At 68.3% G+C, this 16,464-nt stretch carries 14 protein-coding genes; 4 read left to right on the top strand and 10 right to left on the bottom strand.

Going from position 1 to position 16,464, the window contains the following annotated elements:
* Window positions 1-20: 20 nt before the first annotated feature.
* On the bottom strand, window positions 21-1,982 hold the full coding sequence (locus tag OG787_RS35175; RefSeq protein ID WP_405537904.1) for a transglycosylase domain-containing protein: 1,962 nt from the start codon (window positions 1,980-1,982) through the stop codon (window positions 21-23).
* Between the two features lie 254 nt (window positions 1,983-2,236).
* Between OG787_RS35175 and OG787_RS35170 the strand changes: the two genes are divergently transcribed.
* The gene (locus tag OG787_RS35170) at window positions 2,237-2,455 is read left to right on the top strand and encodes a zinc ribbon domain-containing protein (protein WP_405537903.1); all 219 of its coding nucleotides are present in this window, start codon (window positions 2,237-2,239) and stop codon (window positions 2,453-2,455) included.
* 71 nt (window positions 2,456-2,526) lie between these two features.
* A complete protein-coding gene (locus OG787_RS35165) occupies window positions 2,527-3,288 on the top strand; it encodes a DedA family protein (protein WP_405537902.1) in 762 nt (253 codons plus the stop codon).
* Here the strand turns inward: OG787_RS35165 and OG787_RS35160 are convergent.
* Genes OG787_RS35160 through OG787_RS35150 form a run of 3 tightly spaced genes read right to left on the bottom strand, consistent with a single transcriptional unit; the run spans window position 3,215 to window position 7,707 of the window.
* Window positions 3,215-4,021, bottom strand: a complete 807-nt coding sequence (locus tag OG787_RS35160; RefSeq protein ID WP_405537901.1) for an HAD family hydrolase — start codon at window positions 4,019-4,021, stop codon at window positions 3,215-3,217. The genes OG787_RS35165 and OG787_RS35160 overlap by 74 nt on opposite strands.
* On the bottom strand, window positions 4,018-6,498 hold the full coding sequence (locus OG787_RS35155; RefSeq protein ID WP_369034543.1) for a phosphoribosyltransferase: 2,481 nt from the start codon (window positions 6,496-6,498) through the stop codon (window positions 4,018-4,020). The genes OG787_RS35160 and OG787_RS35155 overlap by 4 nt, the downstream gene beginning before the upstream one ends.
* Window positions 6,499-6,534: 36 nt before the next feature.
* On the bottom strand, window positions 6,535-7,707 hold the full coding sequence (locus OG787_RS35150) for an HpcH/HpaI aldolase/citrate lyase family protein (protein ID WP_369034544.1): 1,173 nt from the start codon (window positions 7,705-7,707) through the stop codon (window positions 6,535-6,537).
* A 240-nt stretch (window positions 7,708-7,947) separates the two neighbouring features.
* On the opposite strand from OG787_RS35150, the gene OG787_RS35145 reads away from it, so the two are divergent.
* On the top strand, window positions 7,948-8,718 hold the full coding sequence (locus OG787_RS35145; protein WP_369034545.1) for a TerD family protein: 771 nt from the start codon (window positions 7,948-7,950) through the stop codon (window positions 8,716-8,718).
* Window positions 8,719-8,781: 63 nt separating this feature from the next.
* Here OG787_RS35145 and OG787_RS35140 read toward each other — a convergent pair whose 3' ends face one another.
* The 6 genes from OG787_RS35140 to OG787_RS35115 form a co-directional block, all read right to left on the bottom strand.
* On the bottom strand, window positions 8,782-9,519 hold the full coding sequence (locus OG787_RS35140) for a Tellurium resistance (protein WP_235479455.1): 738 nt from the start codon (window positions 9,517-9,519) through the stop codon (window positions 8,782-8,784).
* 134 nt (window positions 9,520-9,653) lie between these two features.
* Window positions 9,654-10,802, bottom strand: a complete 1,149-nt coding sequence (locus OG787_RS35135) for a DUF475 domain-containing protein (RefSeq protein ID WP_369034546.1) — start codon at window positions 10,800-10,802, stop codon at window positions 9,654-9,656.
* A 50-nt stretch (window positions 10,803-10,852) separates the two neighbouring features.
* Window positions 10,853-11,428 carry a TerD family protein gene (locus OG787_RS35130; RefSeq protein WP_235479453.1) on the bottom strand — a complete coding sequence of 192 codons (576 nt, stop codon included), beginning with the start codon at window positions 11,426-11,428 and terminating at the stop codon, window positions 10,853-10,855.
* Between the two features lie 116 nt (window positions 11,429-11,544).
* A complete protein-coding gene (locus tag OG787_RS35125) occupies window positions 11,545-12,120 on the bottom strand; it encodes a TerD family protein (protein ID WP_235479452.1) in 576 nt (191 codons plus the stop codon).
* A gap of 123 nt (window positions 12,121-12,243) precedes the next feature.
* Window positions 12,244-12,702 carry a peroxiredoxin gene (locus OG787_RS35120; RefSeq protein WP_006382618.1) on the bottom strand — a complete coding sequence of 153 codons (459 nt, stop codon included), beginning with the start codon at window positions 12,700-12,702 and terminating at the stop codon, window positions 12,244-12,246.
* A 105-nt stretch (window positions 12,703-12,807) separates the two neighbouring features.
* Window positions 12,808-13,245, bottom strand: a complete 438-nt coding sequence (locus tag OG787_RS35115) for a DUF3052 domain-containing protein (protein WP_235479451.1) — start codon at window positions 13,243-13,245, stop codon at window positions 12,808-12,810.
* 469 nt (window positions 13,246-13,714) lie between these two features.
* Here OG787_RS35115 and aceE point away from each other — a divergent pair, with 469 nt between their 5' ends.
* Window positions 13,715-16,447 (top strand): pyruvate dehydrogenase (acetyl-transferring), homodimeric type, encoded by a 2,733-nt coding sequence (gene aceE, locus OG787_RS35110; protein WP_369034547.1) that lies wholly within the window; start codon window positions 13,715-13,717, stop codon window positions 16,445-16,447.
* Window positions 16,448-16,464 lie beyond the last annotated feature (17 nt).

Here is a 16,464-nt window from a genome sequence, read left to right as displayed (position 1 = left end):
GGTGGGGGCCCCGCCGGTGGTCAGCCGAGCGGGCCCATGGCACCTGACCAGATGTCGTACGGAACGCTGTCGTCGGCGGTGCCTGCGAGGCCCTCCAACGGCAGCGGTTCGAGGCTCTTGGCCAGGTCGATGCGGTAGACGACGACGGCCGTGGACACGAACTTGTGCGTGCCGACGTACCAGGAGGCGGTGTCGTCCGGTGTGGTGCCCGCCTTCCCGGCCACCTTCGCGTCGGTCGACGCGGCGGCAGCGGGATGGGCGGTGCGGAAGGCGTCGGTGAGCGCCGAGGTGACCTCCGCGGCCACGTCGGCGCCGATCGCGCGGGTCGGGGTGGGGGCGTCCAGGGGGACGCCGAGGCCGTTGCGGGTGACCTTGCGGACCGAGTACGGCTCGGTCCGCAGGCCACCGGCGACGAAGGTCGTGTAGCCGCCGGCCATCCGGATCGCGCTGGGCGTGGAGGTGCCCATCGACAGCGCGGGCACCTGCGCCCCGATGCTGGAGGGCAGCAGCCCGGCGGCCTCGGCGGTCACGCGCACGTTGTCCAGGCCGGTGTCCATGCCGAGCTGCATGAACGGTGTGTTCACGGACAGCTCCAGCGCCCGGTGCAGGGAGATCCGGCCGTAGGACAGGTCGCCGTCGTTGCTGGCGGTCACCTTCCTGCCACTGCGGTCCCAGTAGGGCCCTTCGGGGGTGGTGACCGGAACGTCGTCGTTCCCGTCGTACAGGGACTCCCCGGTGACACGTGTCGCTTCGTCGTCCCGGCTCTTGGTGACACCGTGCTCCAGGCCGGCAGCGTACACGAACGGCAGGAAGGCCGAACCGGCGGGCACGGTGGTCGAGTTGGACTCGTTGTAGCCCTGCGTACGGTGGTCGGGGCCGCCGTAGACCGCGAGGATCCGCCCGTCGGCGGTCACCGAGGCGGCCCCGTAGTGCGCGGTCTTCACCGCGTCCGGGTCGTCCTTGACGGCCTGCGCGCGGGCCTTGGTCACGGCGTCGGCGAGCTTGCGCTCCCGGGTGCGGTCGAAGGTCGTGTACACCTGAAAGCCCCCGAGGTCGAAGTCCTTGTCGGAGATCCCCCCGGCCTTCTTGGCGTACTGCGAGGCCACTTCCACCAGGTAGTCGGTCTGCTCACCGGTGTCGTAGAGCGGGCTGCTCTTCAGCGGCTCGGGGAACTTCGTGTACGTGGCCCGCTCGGCCTTCGTCAGCCTGCCGATGTCGACCATCCGGTCGAGGGTCCAGGACCAGCGCTCGACGGCTCGGGCACGGTTGGCGCTGCTCAGGGTCGGGTCGTAGAGTCCGGCGCCCTTGAGGAGGGAGGCGAGGAACGCGCCTTCGCCGGCGTCGAGTTCGCTGACGTCCTTGCCGTAGTAGGCCTGGGCGGCGCGCTGGATGCCGTAGCAGCCGCGGCCGAACCAGCTGGTGTTGAGGTAGCCCTCCAGGATGTCGTCCTTGCTCATCCGGTTGTCGAGCTTGAGGGCGATCATCGCCTCGGTGAACTTCCGGCCGACCGTCTGCTCCTGGCTGAGGTAGACGTTCTTGACGTACTGCTGGGTGATCGTGGATCCGCCCTGGGTGTCTCCCTGGCCGACGGTACGGAAAAGGGCACGACTGATGCCCTTGACGGAAATGCCGGAATCACTGTAAAAACTCGCGTTCTCGGCGGCGAGCACCGCCCAGCGGACGTCCTCGGGTATTTCGTTCAACGGCATCGCCTGCCGCTGCACGAAGCCGGTACGGGCCATAGGAGTCCCATCGGACCAGAAGTACACATTGTCCTGCTGGGTGGCGTACGAGTTGAGGTTGTCGGGAATGTCGGTGGCCGCGTAGGCGATGCCCAGGAGCAGCACGCTCAGCCCCACGGACGCGACCGCGCCGCCCAGCCACTGCCGCCAGGACGGAATCCAGCGCCGCCAGCCGGTACGGCCGGGCCGCGGATACTTCGGCGAGGGGAGAGAAAACCTGCGGACCGCTTTACGAGCCAATCGGGCTTTCCGTCTGTTCCCCGGGGCGGATATCCGTAATTGCAGAGTGACGTCCGATTCACCCGGTTCCTGAGTCACGACACAGTCCTCCGCACTCCACGAAAACCCCGAATTCCCCGGCCTCACGGCTCATCGCGGCGTACACAAATTATCAGCGATCTTCGCAGGTTCTCCACATGGGGAATGAACAAAAAGGATCACGATCGGAACCACCGGGCTCCGCACGGCGAGCAATTGGGGACTAACCTGTCCGCATGCCTCGCTACGAGTACCGCTGCCGCACCTGCGGCGACACCTTCGAACTCAGCCGCCCGATGGCCGAGTCGGCCGCCCCCGCGGACTGCCCCTCCGGCCACGACGACACGGTGAAGCTCCTGTCGACGGTGGCAGTCGGCGGCTCGGCCTCCGCACCGTCGTCGGCGCCCCGAGCAGGCGGCGGAGGCGGTTGCTGCGGCGGAGGCTGCTGCAACTGAACCCCAGCCACCTAGGGAGCCCCCTGGGGACCTTCAGGGTCCCTTCAGGTCGGGTTCCCTAGCGTGGCCGTATGACGACAGCCACGCCGGGCGCACCCCAATGGGTCGCCGACCTCATGGACACGCTGGGCGCCCCCGGCGCGGGCCTCGCCATCGCGCTGGAGAACCTCTTCCCGCCGCTGCCCAGCGAGGTCATCCTGCCGCTGGCCGGCTTCGCGGCGAGCACGGGCCGGATGAGCCTGCTCGCCGCGCTGCTCTGGACCACGGCCGGCTCGGTCGTCGGTGCGCTCGCCCTCTACGGGGTCGGCGCGCTCCTCGGCCGCGACCGCACCGTCGCCCTCGCCGCCCGGCTGCCGCTGGTCAAGGTGACGGACATCGAGAAGACCGAGGCGTGGTTCCTGCGACACGGCACGAAGGCGGTGTTCTTCGGCCGGATGATCCCGGTCTTCCGCAGCCTGATCTCCGTACCGGCAGGCGTGGAACGCATGCCCCTGCCCGTCTTCCTCACCCTCACCACCCTGGGCAGCGCCCTGTGGAACACGGCCTTCGTCTGCGCGGGCTACCTACTGGGCGACAACTGGACAGAGGTGACGACCGTCGTCTCCGCCTACTCGAAGGTGGTGCTGGCAGGGGCGGCGCTGGCGGTGCTGGTCTTCGTGGCTGTGCGGAGGCGCCCCAAAGGGGCGCGGGGAACTGCGCGACCAGCCACGACGGCGCCGCACCAACCCAACAACCCCTCGCGGCACCCCCAGCGGGGCGCTAGCGCACCTCGCGCAGAAACTCCCGAAGAATCCGCTCCCCCGCAGCAACCCCTCGCTCGGGAAGCGCGATGACCGTATCGGCGTTCCACTCGGTCTCCGCCAACTCACCATGCCCCGGCCGCCAGCCCTGATCGGCAGCGAGGAGCAAGTCGGCGTCAAGGAGAGAGTCCCCGGCAGCAAGGGAACGCAGCGCCCCGGAACGACGCGCGACCTCGCGCATAGCCGCGCTCTTCGTGAGCGGCTTCGGCACGGCGTAGATCTTGCGGCCCTGCAAGGAGACCGTCCAGCCACGCACCTCCGCCCACACCGCCAGCTCCTTCACCCACTCCTCGGGCAGCAGCTCACGCTCGACGACAAGGTAGGCGAAGAAGTCCTCCGCGACGCGGTGCTTACGCACCCAGAGCGGATCGGCGGTGGCGGAGAGATGGTCCCGGACCTCGTCCAGGGACGCGCACTCGTCCGCGAGCCGTCCCTGTACCTGGGCATGCCACTCCTCGTCGGCGACACCGTCGACAAGGATGTGCCCGCCGTTCGCACAGATCGCGTACTTCGGCGCAGGACCCGGCAGGTTGATCCGCTGGTACTGCTTACGGGTCCGCGTGGTCGTCGGTACGAAGACGGCCGCGTCGCCGAGCTCGGTGAGCAGTCCGGCGGCCGTCTCCGTCATGTACGACAGCGGCCGGGCCTCGTGCACCTCGACGCAGAGCAGCCGGGGCGCGCGAGCGTCCGGCATGGTCAGCGCGAGGGCCGCGGCGGAGTAGATGAGCGTACGGTCGAGATCGCTGGCGACCAGGACGGGACTCATACCGACACCGCCCTGCCGTTGGCACCGGTCGCGCCGCGCGTGTACTTGGGGTGGATCAACCCCACGCAGGTGTACGGGAGTTCGGCCACCTCCTCGACCGGTACGCCCCGCTGCTCGGCGAGCAGGCGTACATGGTCGAGGTCGGCGCCCGCTCCGGCCCGGGCCAGGATCTTCCAGGGGACGCGGCGCAGCAGCACCCGGGTGGTCTCGCCGACGCCGGGCTTGACGAGGTTCACGTCGTGGATCTCGTACTCCTCGCTGATCCGCTCAACTGCCGCCCAGCCCTCCCAGGTCGGGGTGCGGTCCGAGTCGAGGAGTTTCTTCGTGAGGGCGAGGACCTCCAGGGCGGCCACCGGGAAGCGGGCCTCGACGGCGTCCAGGAAGTCCACCGACACGTCCGCACCGGCGAGTTCGCGGTAGAACTTGGCGCCGTGGAAGTCGTTCGGGCCGACCAGGTCCGCGCGCAGCACGGTTCGTGAGATCAGGCCGGAGACGGTCGAGTTGAGGCATGCGGAGGGGATGAGGAAGTCCTCCCGGGTGCCGTACGTCCGTACGCAGGAGCCCGGGTCGGCGAGCACGGCGATCTCCGGGTCGAAGCCGGTCGCGCCGCCGTTCGCCTCGAACTCCTTGATGGCGTCGGCGAGTTCGCGGGTGATGGCGCCCTTGCCGGTCCAGCCGTCGACGAACACGACGTCGGCGGGGTCGTGGTGGGCGGCGAGCCAGCGCAGCGCGTTGGCGTCGATGCCCCGGCCCCGGACGATGGAGACGGCGTAGTGGGGCAGTTCGAGCCCGTGCCGGTACTTGGCCCAGCGGCGCATGAGCACGCCGACCGGGGTGCCCGCGCGGGCCAGCGACACCAGGACCGGGCGCGGCGACCGTTCGGCGAGCACCAGCTCGGTCACGACACCGACGGCCTGCGCGATACGGGCGGCGGAGGTGTCGAGGGCGGCGCGGAACAGCTCCTGGTACTGGTCGCTGGGCTGGTACTCGACCGGCAGCGACTCGGCGTAGTGGGCGCCGCCCGCCTGGATGGCCTCCTCGCGCTCCTCGACGGGCGCCTCCAGGGTGACGTCCGAGAGATCCTGTAGCAGCCAGCCGACCTCGTCCGGTGGGTACGAGGAGAACGCGGGTCCGCGGAGGGGCTCGGGCAGCATGGCGGGCCTTTCGGAAACGTGCGGGCGTGCGGGTACGTACGAGGGGACGACGGCGAGCACGACGTTCGGCGTGTGCGCGGCGAGCGTGGCCAACAGGCCGTCGGAGGCGTGGAGTTCGGGCGTGTCGGCGGTGGAGTCGACCACCGCGACGACGGCGTCGAAGCCGGCGCCGGCCACGTTGTAGGCGTAGCGCTCGCCGGGGCCGTCGGCCGGGTCGTCGTGGGCCGGGAAGACAAGGCGGCTGCGGATCGCGTAGCCCGGGTCGTCCACGGCGAGGACGGGTGAGCGGGTTGTCGTCGAGTAGCGGACCTCGACGCCCTCCATCACCTGCTCCAGCTCTCGGGCGAGGCGGAGGGGGGCGTACATCAGCTCTTCGAAACCGAGGACGAGGATGCGGTGGGCGTCTGCGGGGAGGGTTTCGGCGAGCCTTGCGGCCATCGCCGGCAGCGCGCTCTCCAGGCGTATTCGGTGGCCCGGCGTGAACCCGTGCCGTCCGCCGTCCGGCAGTCGGGCGGGCCAGCGCAGATCGACTCGGGTGAGGAGGTTGTGGGGCGGCTGCGGGCCGGTGGGGGCCGTTCGCGCAGTTCCCCGCGCCCCTAGGGGGTCTTCGTACCGCTCGACTAGTTCTTGGCCCTTTTCCAACACACCCTCCGGCAGGCGAACCGTTCCGTTGGCGGCGCTGACCAGGTCGACTTGGGCGCCGATCTCGTCGGCGAACTCGTCCAGGCGACCGGCGTCGGCGGCCGAGCGCATGTCGACCAGGGCGACTATGACGTACCGCTCGCGTGGGTAGCGCTCGTGGAGGGCTCGGACGGTGTTGAGGACCGTGTTGCCGGTGGAGAACTCGTCGTCGACGAGGACCAGGGGGCCGGGGCCGGCCAGCAGGGTGGGGTTCTCCGGGAGGAGGAGGTGGGAGGTGGCGTGCGAGTGGGACTCCTCGAAGCCGCCCGCCTGGGCGACGCCGTCGACGGGGCGCCGGGTGGAGTGGAGGTAGGGCGCGAGGCCCACACCGTCGGCGACGCAGTGGCCGAGCCCGGTGGCCGTCTCCGCGTACCCGAGGACGACCGCGCGCCGGGACTCGTCGGCGCCCAGCAGCTCGCGGACCCTCCTGCCGAGGGCGAAGCCGTGGCCGTAGACGACGGCCGGGGACTGCGGGACGTGCTTGCCGAGCACGTTCGACACCAGCAGGTGCGCCCGCTTGGGGTTGCGCCGCAGGGCGAGGCCGAGCAGCTCGCGCAGCCCGTCGTCGCCGACCAGCTCGACACCGAGCCGCTCGGCGACCCAGGTGCCGGACCAGACCCCGTTGTGCACTGCGTTGTTCATGAGTCCCTAGTGGATGGTGGGGGGAAGACGGACGGGTCAGTCGGGGATGCCGGCGGCGAGCAGTTCCACGAAGCCGATGTCCTCGTTGGCGACGCCGAAGACCTCGGCGCGCAGCAGCGTCCGCGCGGCCCAGGCGCGGTGCGGCTTCACCTCGTTCATCTTGTTCGTGTACGCCGACCGCAGCACACCTCCGCCGCAGCGCTCGGGCCGCAGGATGTCCTGGGCGTCGCTGAACTCCTCGTGGCTGACCACGGACAGGGCGTGCACCGGCAGTACGTGCGAGGGGTGGATGCAGGTCTTGCCGAGCAGACCGTTGGCCTGGTCGAGGGTGATCTCGCGGAGCAGCCCGTCCATGGCGTGCTCGATGAGCTTCTCGCGGAGTTCCTCGGCCTGGCCGTCCAGGAAGGGGCTGCGGCGCAGCTGCGGCTTGAACATGCGCTCCTGGACCCGGAAGTACTCCCAGACGGGCCCGGTGACGGTGAACCCGGTGCCGTCGGCCCGCCCCAGCATGTTGACGACGTCGGCGATGACGGAGGCGACGACCTGGACGTCGTACGCCGTCATGTCGGGGGCTCTGCGCAGCCCGTACGAGGAGCAGAAGTCGGTGACGCCGAGGCGCAGGGCGAGGACGCGGTCGCGGTACTTGTCGACGGCGCGGGAGATGCCCTCCAGGGTTTCTACGCGCGTCTCCCGGTACAGCAGCTCGGGGGATTCCAGCACGGGCATGCCGAACAGCCGGTGGCCGCTGGCGGCCTCGGCGTCGGCGAGGGCCTCCAGGAACGGCATCCCGCGTTCCTCGGTGAACTTCGGCATCACGAACCCGGACAGCAGCCGGGCGGCGGGGCCGAGGCGCTGGACGAGGTCGGGGATCTGTTCGGGCGTACGGACCCTGACGAACAGCAGCGGCAGCCCGGTGGCGGCGTCGGGGCGCTCGGCGAGCAGGCCCAGTTCCCGCACGAGGTTCTCCTCGGCGTCCGCGACCTCCGAGTCGTCGATCGAGTCCTCCAGGCACAGCACCATCGAGACGACACCGCGGGCGACCTGTTTGACGACGGCCTCGGCGAGGCGCGGGCGGGTGGCCGGGCTGTACAGGGTGGCCCCGAGGGCCGTGGCGAGCAGCCGGGCCGGGGAGTCGGCGGTGAACTCGCACGGCTCCTGGTGGAACAGACGCTGTCGTACCTCAGGGGCGATGTGCCCGAAATGACGCATGAAACTCCCCCGTGGCGGCTGGACTGCCGGTCGAGTGTGGATCGGGTGTTGATGGGTGGCCGGTAATAGTACGTAGGGATCCATGTCAGGGGTTCCCACTGAGAATGAAGTTCAGGTAACGCAGACAAACACAGGCAAGCCACGGACAAGCACAGCCGGGCGGCGAACACTCGCGACCCGACCCGCGGAACCGGTGCCCCCGCGTTGTCGTGACCAGGACCGAGAGGGCAGGATGACCGCATGACGCACGCGATGCTGAAGGGGTCGAACGTCCCGCTCGAAGCCACGACGGTGCGCGCCGTGCTGCGCTGGACGCCCGGGCCGGGGGTTCCGGATGTCGATGCTTCGGCGCTGCTCCTCGGCCCCGACGGTCGTGTGCGCTCCGACGAGGACTTCGTCTTCTACAACCAGCCCCGCCACCCCTCGGGCAAGGTCTGGCGCCTCGGCAAGAAAAGGGTGGCCGAGGGCCTGACCGACACGATCCAGACGGATCTGGCCGGTGTCGAGTCGGGAGTCGGACAGATTCTGCTCGTCGCCTCCGCGGACGGCGTCGCCTTCGACCGCGTACGCTCCCTGCGCATCCTGCTGTACGACGGTACGGTCGCGGACGGCGAACCGCTGGCGTACTTCGACGTCAAGCCGGAGACGGGCGAGGAGACGGCCCTGATCTGCGGCGAACTGTACCGCCGCGGCGAGGGCTGGAAGTTCCGCGCCCTGGGCGAGGGCTACTCGAACGGCCTGGAGGGCCTGGCGACGGACTTCGGTATCTCGGTGGAGGACCCGCCGGCGACCGGGGAACCGTTCCCCGAGGCGACCCCGACAACGGACCCCGCGGCGGCCACGACGGTCCAGCAACCCCCCACACTCCCGCCCCAGCCGGCCTACGGCTACCCCCAGCCCACCACCACGAACACCAACCAACCGGCCTACGGCTACCCCCAAACGGTAGGAACCTCCCCGTCCCCGGACTTCCACCTACCGCCCCAAGGCCCACAGTTCATCGGACGGTAAGGGAGCGCCCCAAAGGGGCGCGGGGAACTGCGCGACCAGCCACAGCGGACCCGCACCCGAAGTTCACCGCTCAGCCTTCGTCTTGTATCCCCGCCCCCACTGCAACCCCCACCCGTACAACCGATCAAGCTCCGCCTGGAACCCGTAGACGAACTTCACTTCCCGCCGAACGATCAACTCGTTCTTCACGTTCTCGATCATCACCACCGCACAGGACCGAGCCTGCGAGTGCCGCTCATCAAGGCCTATCTCGATCCGCGGCCCATTGCTCGGATACAGCGTGACGATCGCGTGCGTACGATCGAACGCCGGCGTCTGGTCATAGATGTAGACGAAGACCAGCAACCTCTTGATCTCGTCCCGGTGGTCAAGATTGACGTACGCCGTCTCCCCCGACGCCGACCCGAACCGGTCGTCCCCGCTCAGCTTCACGTACGGCGGCGCGTTCGTGTCACCGAGGAAGCCCCCCAGGGGCTGTACGACCCCCTTGGTGCCGTCGGCCAGCTCGTACAGGATCCCCAGGTCCAGGTCGACGTTCACCATGCTCTGGGTGTGGCCCTGGACCTCCTCCGGCTTCAGGGCCTGGAAGGGGTGCCGCCACAGGCTCTGCCGCTTGGGGCCGCCGATGTCCGACGTACGCATTCGCCAGGACAGGTTGATGCGCAGATGCCCGGTCGCGGCGCCCTGCCTGGTGAGCGAGACCCGCTGGTGTCGCTTGGTCAGCTCGATGGAGTTGCTCGCCGCACTGCCCGCGTCGAACTCCATCGACCGGCCGCGCCACAGGTCGTCCCAGAAACTCATCCCGCCCCCACCCGTCCAGCCCCCGCAAGTCCGTCAGTACCACCGCACCGCTGCCCGTCAATGCCACGGGGCGGCCGACGAGGACGATTCCTCGTAGCCGCCCCGCTCAGAGCGTTCCCTCACACCGGAGGTTGTCACACCCCGGACGAGACCTCAGTCTTCTCGTCCGAGCCCGCCGCTTTTCCCTCGGCCGCTGCCAGCTTGGTGTTGCGGCGCACGGACGACCAGAAGGACCAGGCGATCAGGACGACGCCCACCAGGCCGGTGATGACCTCGTGGATCTCGTACTGGATGGTGACGAGGAGGATGCCGGCGAGGGCGCCGATCGCGTAGTGCGCGCCGTGCTCCAGGTAGACGTAGTCGTCGAGGGTGCCCTGGCGGACCAGGTAGACCGTGAGCGACCGGACGTACATCGCGCCGATACCGAGGCCCAGGGCCATCAGCACGATGTCGTTGGTGACGGCGAAGGCGCCGATGACACCGTCGAAGGAGAAGGACGCGTCGAGGACTTCGAGGTACAGGAACATGAAGAACGCGGCCTGGCCCGCGAGGACGATCGCCGGCTTCTTCTTGCCGGTGCGCTCGGCCTCTTCCTCCTCCTCGTGCTCGCGTTCCTCCTCTTCCTCCAGCTTGTTCTCGAAGTAGCCGGAGAGCCCCCCGACGATCATGTACGTGATCAGACCGGCGACGCCGGAGATGAGGACCGTCTGCGCCTTGTCGACGTGGGCGCCACCGTGCTGGTGGGCGTTGGTCGCGAAGGTCATCGCGGAGATCATGAGCACGATCAGGGCGATGCAGACCGACAGCATGTCGATCTTGCCGAGCTTGGCCAGCGGGCGTTCCAGCCAGCCGAGCCACTTGATGTCACGGTCCTCGAAGATGAAGTCGAGGAAGATCATCAACAGGAACATGCCACCGAAGGCGGCGATCGCCGGGTGCGCGTCGGTGACCAGTTCCTGGTAGTGGTCCTTGTCGTTGAGCGCGAGGTCGACCGCGTCTATGGGACCGATCTTCGCGCTGATGGCGACGATCACGACCGGGAAGACGAGTCGCATACCGAAGACGGCGATGAGGACACCGACGGTGAGGAAGATCTTCTGCCAGAAGGCACTCATCTTCTTCAGGATGCCGGCGTTGACCACCGCGTTGTCGAAGGACAGCGAGATTTCGAGGATGGAGAGGATCGCCACGATCCCGAAGCCGGTCCACCCCCCGTAGAAGACCGCCGCGACCAGGCCGAGCGCGGTGACCGCGAACGACCAGCCGAAGGTTTTCAGAATCACTGGCTACCCAATCGTGTGTTTACGGGTCTCCCCCGCTGCCGTACTCGGCTTTACGAAACGTTGACTCCGAAGTCTAGAGCGATGCCCCTCAGACCCGACGCGTACCCCTGTCCTACTGCACGGAACTTCCACTCGCCCTGGTAGCGGTACAGCTCCCCGAAGATCATGGCGGTCTCCGTCGACGCGTCCTCGCTCAGGTCGTAGCGCGCCAGTTCCTGGCCGTCGGCCTGGTTGACGACCCGGATGAAGGCGTTGCTGACCTGGCCGAAGGTCTGGCCGCGGTTGTCGGCGTCATGGATCGAGACCGGGAAGATGATCTTGTCGCAGGCGGCCGGCACCTTGGGGAGGTCGACGATCAGCGACTCGTCGTCGCCCTCGCCCTCACCGGTGAGGTTGTCGCCGGTGTGCTCGACCGAGCCGTCGGGGCTGGTGAGCTGGTTGTAGAAGATGAACCACTCGTCGCCGAGGACCCGACCGTTCCCGCACAGCAGCGCGCTGGCGTCCAGGTCGAACGGCGCGCCGGTGGTGGAACGCGCGTCCCAGCCGAGCCCGACCAACACCTGGGTGAGGTTCGGTGCGGCTTTGGAGAGGGAGACATTGCCCCCCTTGGCAAGCGTGACGCCCATGCTGCTGGTCCTCCCCGAGGTGAAGCCTTGCGATCTGCGTGGATCGCGGGACTGAGCACGTCCGGCGCCGCACCGAGAGATGCGACGCCGGACGACGGAGCCGGAGAGAGTCCGGCTCAGACGTTCACTCCGAAGTCCTGCGCGATACCGCGCAGGCCGGAGGCGTACCCCTGGCCGATGGCGCGGAACTTCCACTCCGCGCCGTGCCGGTACAGCTCGCCGAAGACCATGGCGGTCTCCGTCGAGGCGTCCTCGGAGAGGTCGTAGCGCGCCAGCTCGGCCTCGCCGGCCTGGTTCACGACGCGAATGAAGGCGTTGCGGACCTGGCCGAAGGACTGCTGGCGGTTCTCGGCGTCGTAGATCGAGACCGGGAACACGATCTTGTCGATGTCGGCCGGGACCGTCGCGAGGTTGACCTTGATCTGCTCGTCGTCGCCCTCGCCCTCACCGGTGGTGTTGTCACCGGTGTGCTCGACCGAGCCGTCCGGGCTCTTGAGGTTGTTGAAGAACACGAAGTTGGCATCGGAACTGACCTTGCCGTCCGCGCCCGTCAGGATCGCGCTGGCGTCGAGGTCGAAGTCGGTGCCGGTGGTGGTACGGATGTCCCACCCCAGACCGACGATGACCGCGGTGAGACCCGGGGCCTCCTTCGTCAGCGATACGTTGCCGCCCTTGCTGAGGCTGACTCCCACGAGTCCTCCATTGGTGTCTCGTCTGCCGCCGGGGGCGGTGTGCCCCGTCGTGCGCCGTTATCGGATCAACGTGCAGATCCTAGTGACGGGTTCCCGCCCCACGCAGGGCTTGGACCCGAAGAATCACAGGGTGTCGAGGGCCTTCACGTACTCGTTCAGGTCACGCGCGTCGGGCAGGCCGTTGACGACGGTCCACCGCACGACACCCTCCTTGTCGATGATGAAGGTCCCGCGCACCGCGCAACCCTTGTCCTCGTCGAAGACGCCGTACGCACGCGAAATGTTGCCGTGCGGCCAGAAGTCGGACAGCAGGGGGTATTCGAAGCCCTCCTGCTCGCCGAAGACGCGCAGGGTGTGGATGGAGTCGTTGGAGACGGCGAGCACCTGGGTGTCGCGGTCGGAGAACCTCGGCAGGTTGTCCCGCAGGTCGCACAGCTCGCCGGTGCAGACGCCGGTGAAGGCGAAGGGATAGAAGAGCAGCACCACGTTCTTCGCGCCACGGAAGTCGGAGAGCCGCACGGTGGCGCCGTGATTGTCCTTGAGCTCGAAGTCCGGGGCCTTGTCGCCGACCTCGATCGCCATGATCCGTATCCCTTCGGTGGGCTGTTCGGGTGAGAACACCCTAGTGAGCACCCACTGAAGCCATTGGACGGGCCGGAGTTATCCAGCCCGTCCGGCGATTGAGGATTACTTCTTGGACTTCGCTGCCTTGGGTGTCGCCAGACGACTCCCACTCCAGTCCTTGCCCACACTGACGCTCTTCGTCGCCGACAGACCCGCCGTCGTCGCGGCTTCAGAGATGTCGCTCGGCTCCACGTAGCCGTCACGGCCCGTCTTGGGCGTGAGGAGCAGGATCGCGCCGCCTTCTTCGATGTACGTGGTGGCGTCCACCAGCGCATCGGTCAGGTCGCCGTCCTCGTCGCGGAACCACAGCACCACGGCATCTGCGACGTCGTCGTACTCCTCGTCCACGAGATCGCTGCCGATGACTTCCTCAATGGCCTCGCGGAGCTCCTGGTCGACGTCGTCGTCGTAGCCGATCTCCTGGACCACCTGCTCGGGCTGGAACCCCAGCCTTGCGGCAGGGTTAGTCCGCTCCTCCGCGTGGTCCGCGGTCGCGCTCACGGGTTGCCTCCTGATCATGTTCGAGAAATGTCCAGCCACGCGCGTGCGCGAAGCATTGGCCGTAGTCCACACGGGCGGGGCGGATCGCGCAAGTACCCGGCCGTTCAGACCGCCGAAACGGTGACGATCCTGGCGGTGTCGCCGCAACTTCACACAGCGGTTCCCGGGAACAAGTGACGCACAACACACCATTCTGCCCGCTTTGCGGTTTTGCTGCTCCCGAGTGACTCCCGAACCTCTCACACATACGTGCGAGATCCGAATCGCTTTACGGAACACGTCACGGACTGGGCGTATCGTTGCGATTTGGCTGCGACCACCCCGGCCCAGAACACCTCCTCCGGGGCTACCTCTGAGTAGAGGTGACGTACCCGGCCTCGGGGTACACGATGGGGACCAGTGCATTCGCAGCCCCAGGGCAGGCCCACAGCGTGCCCCGGATCAAGTCTCCCGAGAGCGAAGGAACAGCGTGGCTTCCGGATCAGATCGCAACCCGATCATCATTGGCGGCCTTCCGAGTCAGGTTCCTGACTTCGATCCCGAAGAAACCCAGGAGTGGCTCGACTCCCTCGACGCCGCGGTTGACGAACGCGGCCGGGAGCGGGCCCGCTATCTGATGCTGCGGCTGATCGAGCGGGCCCGCGAGAAGCGCGTGGCCGTGCCCGAGATGCGGAGCACGGACTACGTCAACACGATCGCGACGAAGGACGAGCCCTTCTTCCCCGGCAACGAGGAGATCGAGCGCCGCATCCTCAACGCGACCCGCTGGAACGCGGCCGTGATGGTCTCGCGCGCCCAGCGGCCCGGTATCGGCGTCGGCGGCCACATCGCGACCTTCGCCTCCTCCGCCTCCCTCTACGACGTGGGCTTCAACCACTTCTTCCGGGGCAAGGACGAGGGCGACGGCGGCGACCAGATCTTCTTCCAGGGGCACGCCTCCCCCGGTATCTACGCCCGCGCGTTCCTGCTCGACCGGCTCAGCGAGCAGCAGCTCGACGCGTTCCGCCAGGAGAAGTCGAAGGCGCCGTACGGCCTGTCCTCGTACCCGCACCCGCGGCTGATGCCGGACTTCTGGGAGTTCCCGACCGTCTCGATGGGCCTCGGCCCGCTCGGCGCGATCTTCCAGGCGCGGATGAACCGCTACATGGAGGCGCGCGGCATCGCGGACACCTCCAAGTCGCATGTGTGGGCGTTCCTCGGCGACGGCGAGATGGACGAGCCGGAGTCGCTCGGCCAGCTGTCCATCGCCGCCCGCGAGGGCCTCGACAACCTGACCTTCGTCGTCAACTGCAACCTCCAGCGGCTCGACGGCCCGGTGCGCGGCAACGGCAAGATCATCCAGGAGCTGGAGTCGCAGTTCCGGGGCGCCGGCTGGAACGTCGTGAAGCTGGTCTGGGACCGCAGCTGGGACCCGCTGCTCGCGCAGGACCGGGACGGCGTGCTCGTCAACAAGATGAACACCACCCCCGACGGACAGTTCCAGACGTACGCCACCGAGACGGGCGCGTACATCCGCGACCACTTCTTCGGTGACGACACCCGGCTGCGCGCGATGGTCGAGGGCATGACCGACGACCAGGTGCTGCACCTGGGGCGCGGTGGCCACGACCACCGGAAGATCTTCGCGGCGTTCGCGGCGGCCAAGGCGCACAAGGGCCAGCCGACCGTCATCCTCGCCAAGACGGTCAAGGGCTGGACGCTCGGACCCAACTTCGAGGGCCGCAACGCCACGCACCAGATGAAGAAGCTGACCGCGGCCGACCTCAAGGGCTTCCGCGACCGGCTGCACCTGCCGATCTCCGACAAGGAGCTGGAGGGCGGCGCGCCGCCGTACTTCCACCCGGGCCGGAACTCGGAAGAGATCCAGTACATGCACGACCGCCGCAAGTCGCTCGGCGGTTATGTCCCGACCCGCGTCGTCCGCGCCAAGCCGCTGACGCTGCCCGCGGAAAAGACGTACGCGAGTGTGAAGAAGGGTTCGGGTCAGCAGTCGATCGCCACGACCATGGCGTTCGTCCGGCTGCTCAAGGACCTCATGCGGGACAAGGAGATCGGCAAGCGTTTCGTGCTGATCGCGCCGGACGAGTACCGCACGTTCGGCATGGACTCGTTCTTCCCGAGCGCGAAGATCTACAACCCGCTCGGCCAGCAGTACGAGGCCGTGGACCGCGAGCTGCTCCTCGCCTACAAGGAGTCGCCGACCGGTCAGATGCTGCACGACGGCATCTCGGAGGCCGGCTGCACGGCCTCGCTGATCGCCGCCGGCTCGGCGTACGCGACGCACGGCGAGCCGCTCATCCCGGTGTACGTCTTCTACTCGATGTTCGGTTTCCAGCGCACCGGCGACCAGTTCTGGCAGATGGCCGACCAGTTGGCGCGCGGTTTCGTCCTCGGCGCGACCGCCGGGCGTACGACTCTGACCGGCGAGGGCCTTCAGCACGCCGACGGCCACTCGCAGCTGCTCGCCTCGACGAACCCGGGCTGTGTGGCGTACGACCCGGCGTACTCGTACGAGATCGCGTACATCGTGCAGGACGGGCTGCGCCGGATGTACGGGCCGGACAGCGAGGACGTCTTCTACTACCTCACCGTCTACAACGAGCCGATCCAGCACCCGGCCGAGCCCGAGGACGTCGATGTCGACGGCATCCTCAAGGGCATCCACCGCGTGGGCCAGGGGACTTCGGGCACCATCCCGGCGCAGGTCATCGCGTCCGGTGTCGCGGTGCCGTGGGCGCTGGAGGCGCAGCGGATCCTCGCGGAGGACTGGAACGTACGGGCGGACGTCTGGTCGGCGACCTCCTGGAACGAGCTGCGGCGCGAGGCGGTCGCGGTGGAGCAGCACAATCTGCTGCATCCCGAGGAGGAGCAGCGGGTCCCTTATGTGACGCGGAAGCTGAGTGGCGCCGAGGGTCCGTTCGTGGCCGTTTCCGACTGGATGCGGTCCGTTCCGGACCAGATCTCTCGGTGGGTGCCGGGGACTTACCAGTCCCTGGGTGCGGACGGGTTCGGGTTCGCGGATACGCGTGGGGCGGCTCGGCGGTTCTTCCACATCGACGCGCAGTCGATCGTGGTGGGGGTGCTGACGGAGTTGGCTCGGGAGGGGAAGGTCGATCGGTCGGTGCTGAAGCAGGCGATCGACCGGTATCAGTTGCTGGATGTTTCGGCGGCTGACCCCGGTGCTGCCGGCGGCGACGCGTAGCGCTCCGCGGGTTGGGC

Origin of the sequence: Streptomyces sp. NBC_00075 (genome assembly GCF_045041225.1) — a bacterium.
GTDB classification, from domain to species: domain Bacteria; phylum Actinomycetota; class Actinomycetes; order Streptomycetales; family Streptomycetaceae; genus Streptomyces; species Streptomyces adonidis.
This window is presented reverse-complemented; position numbering and strand designations above follow the sequence as displayed.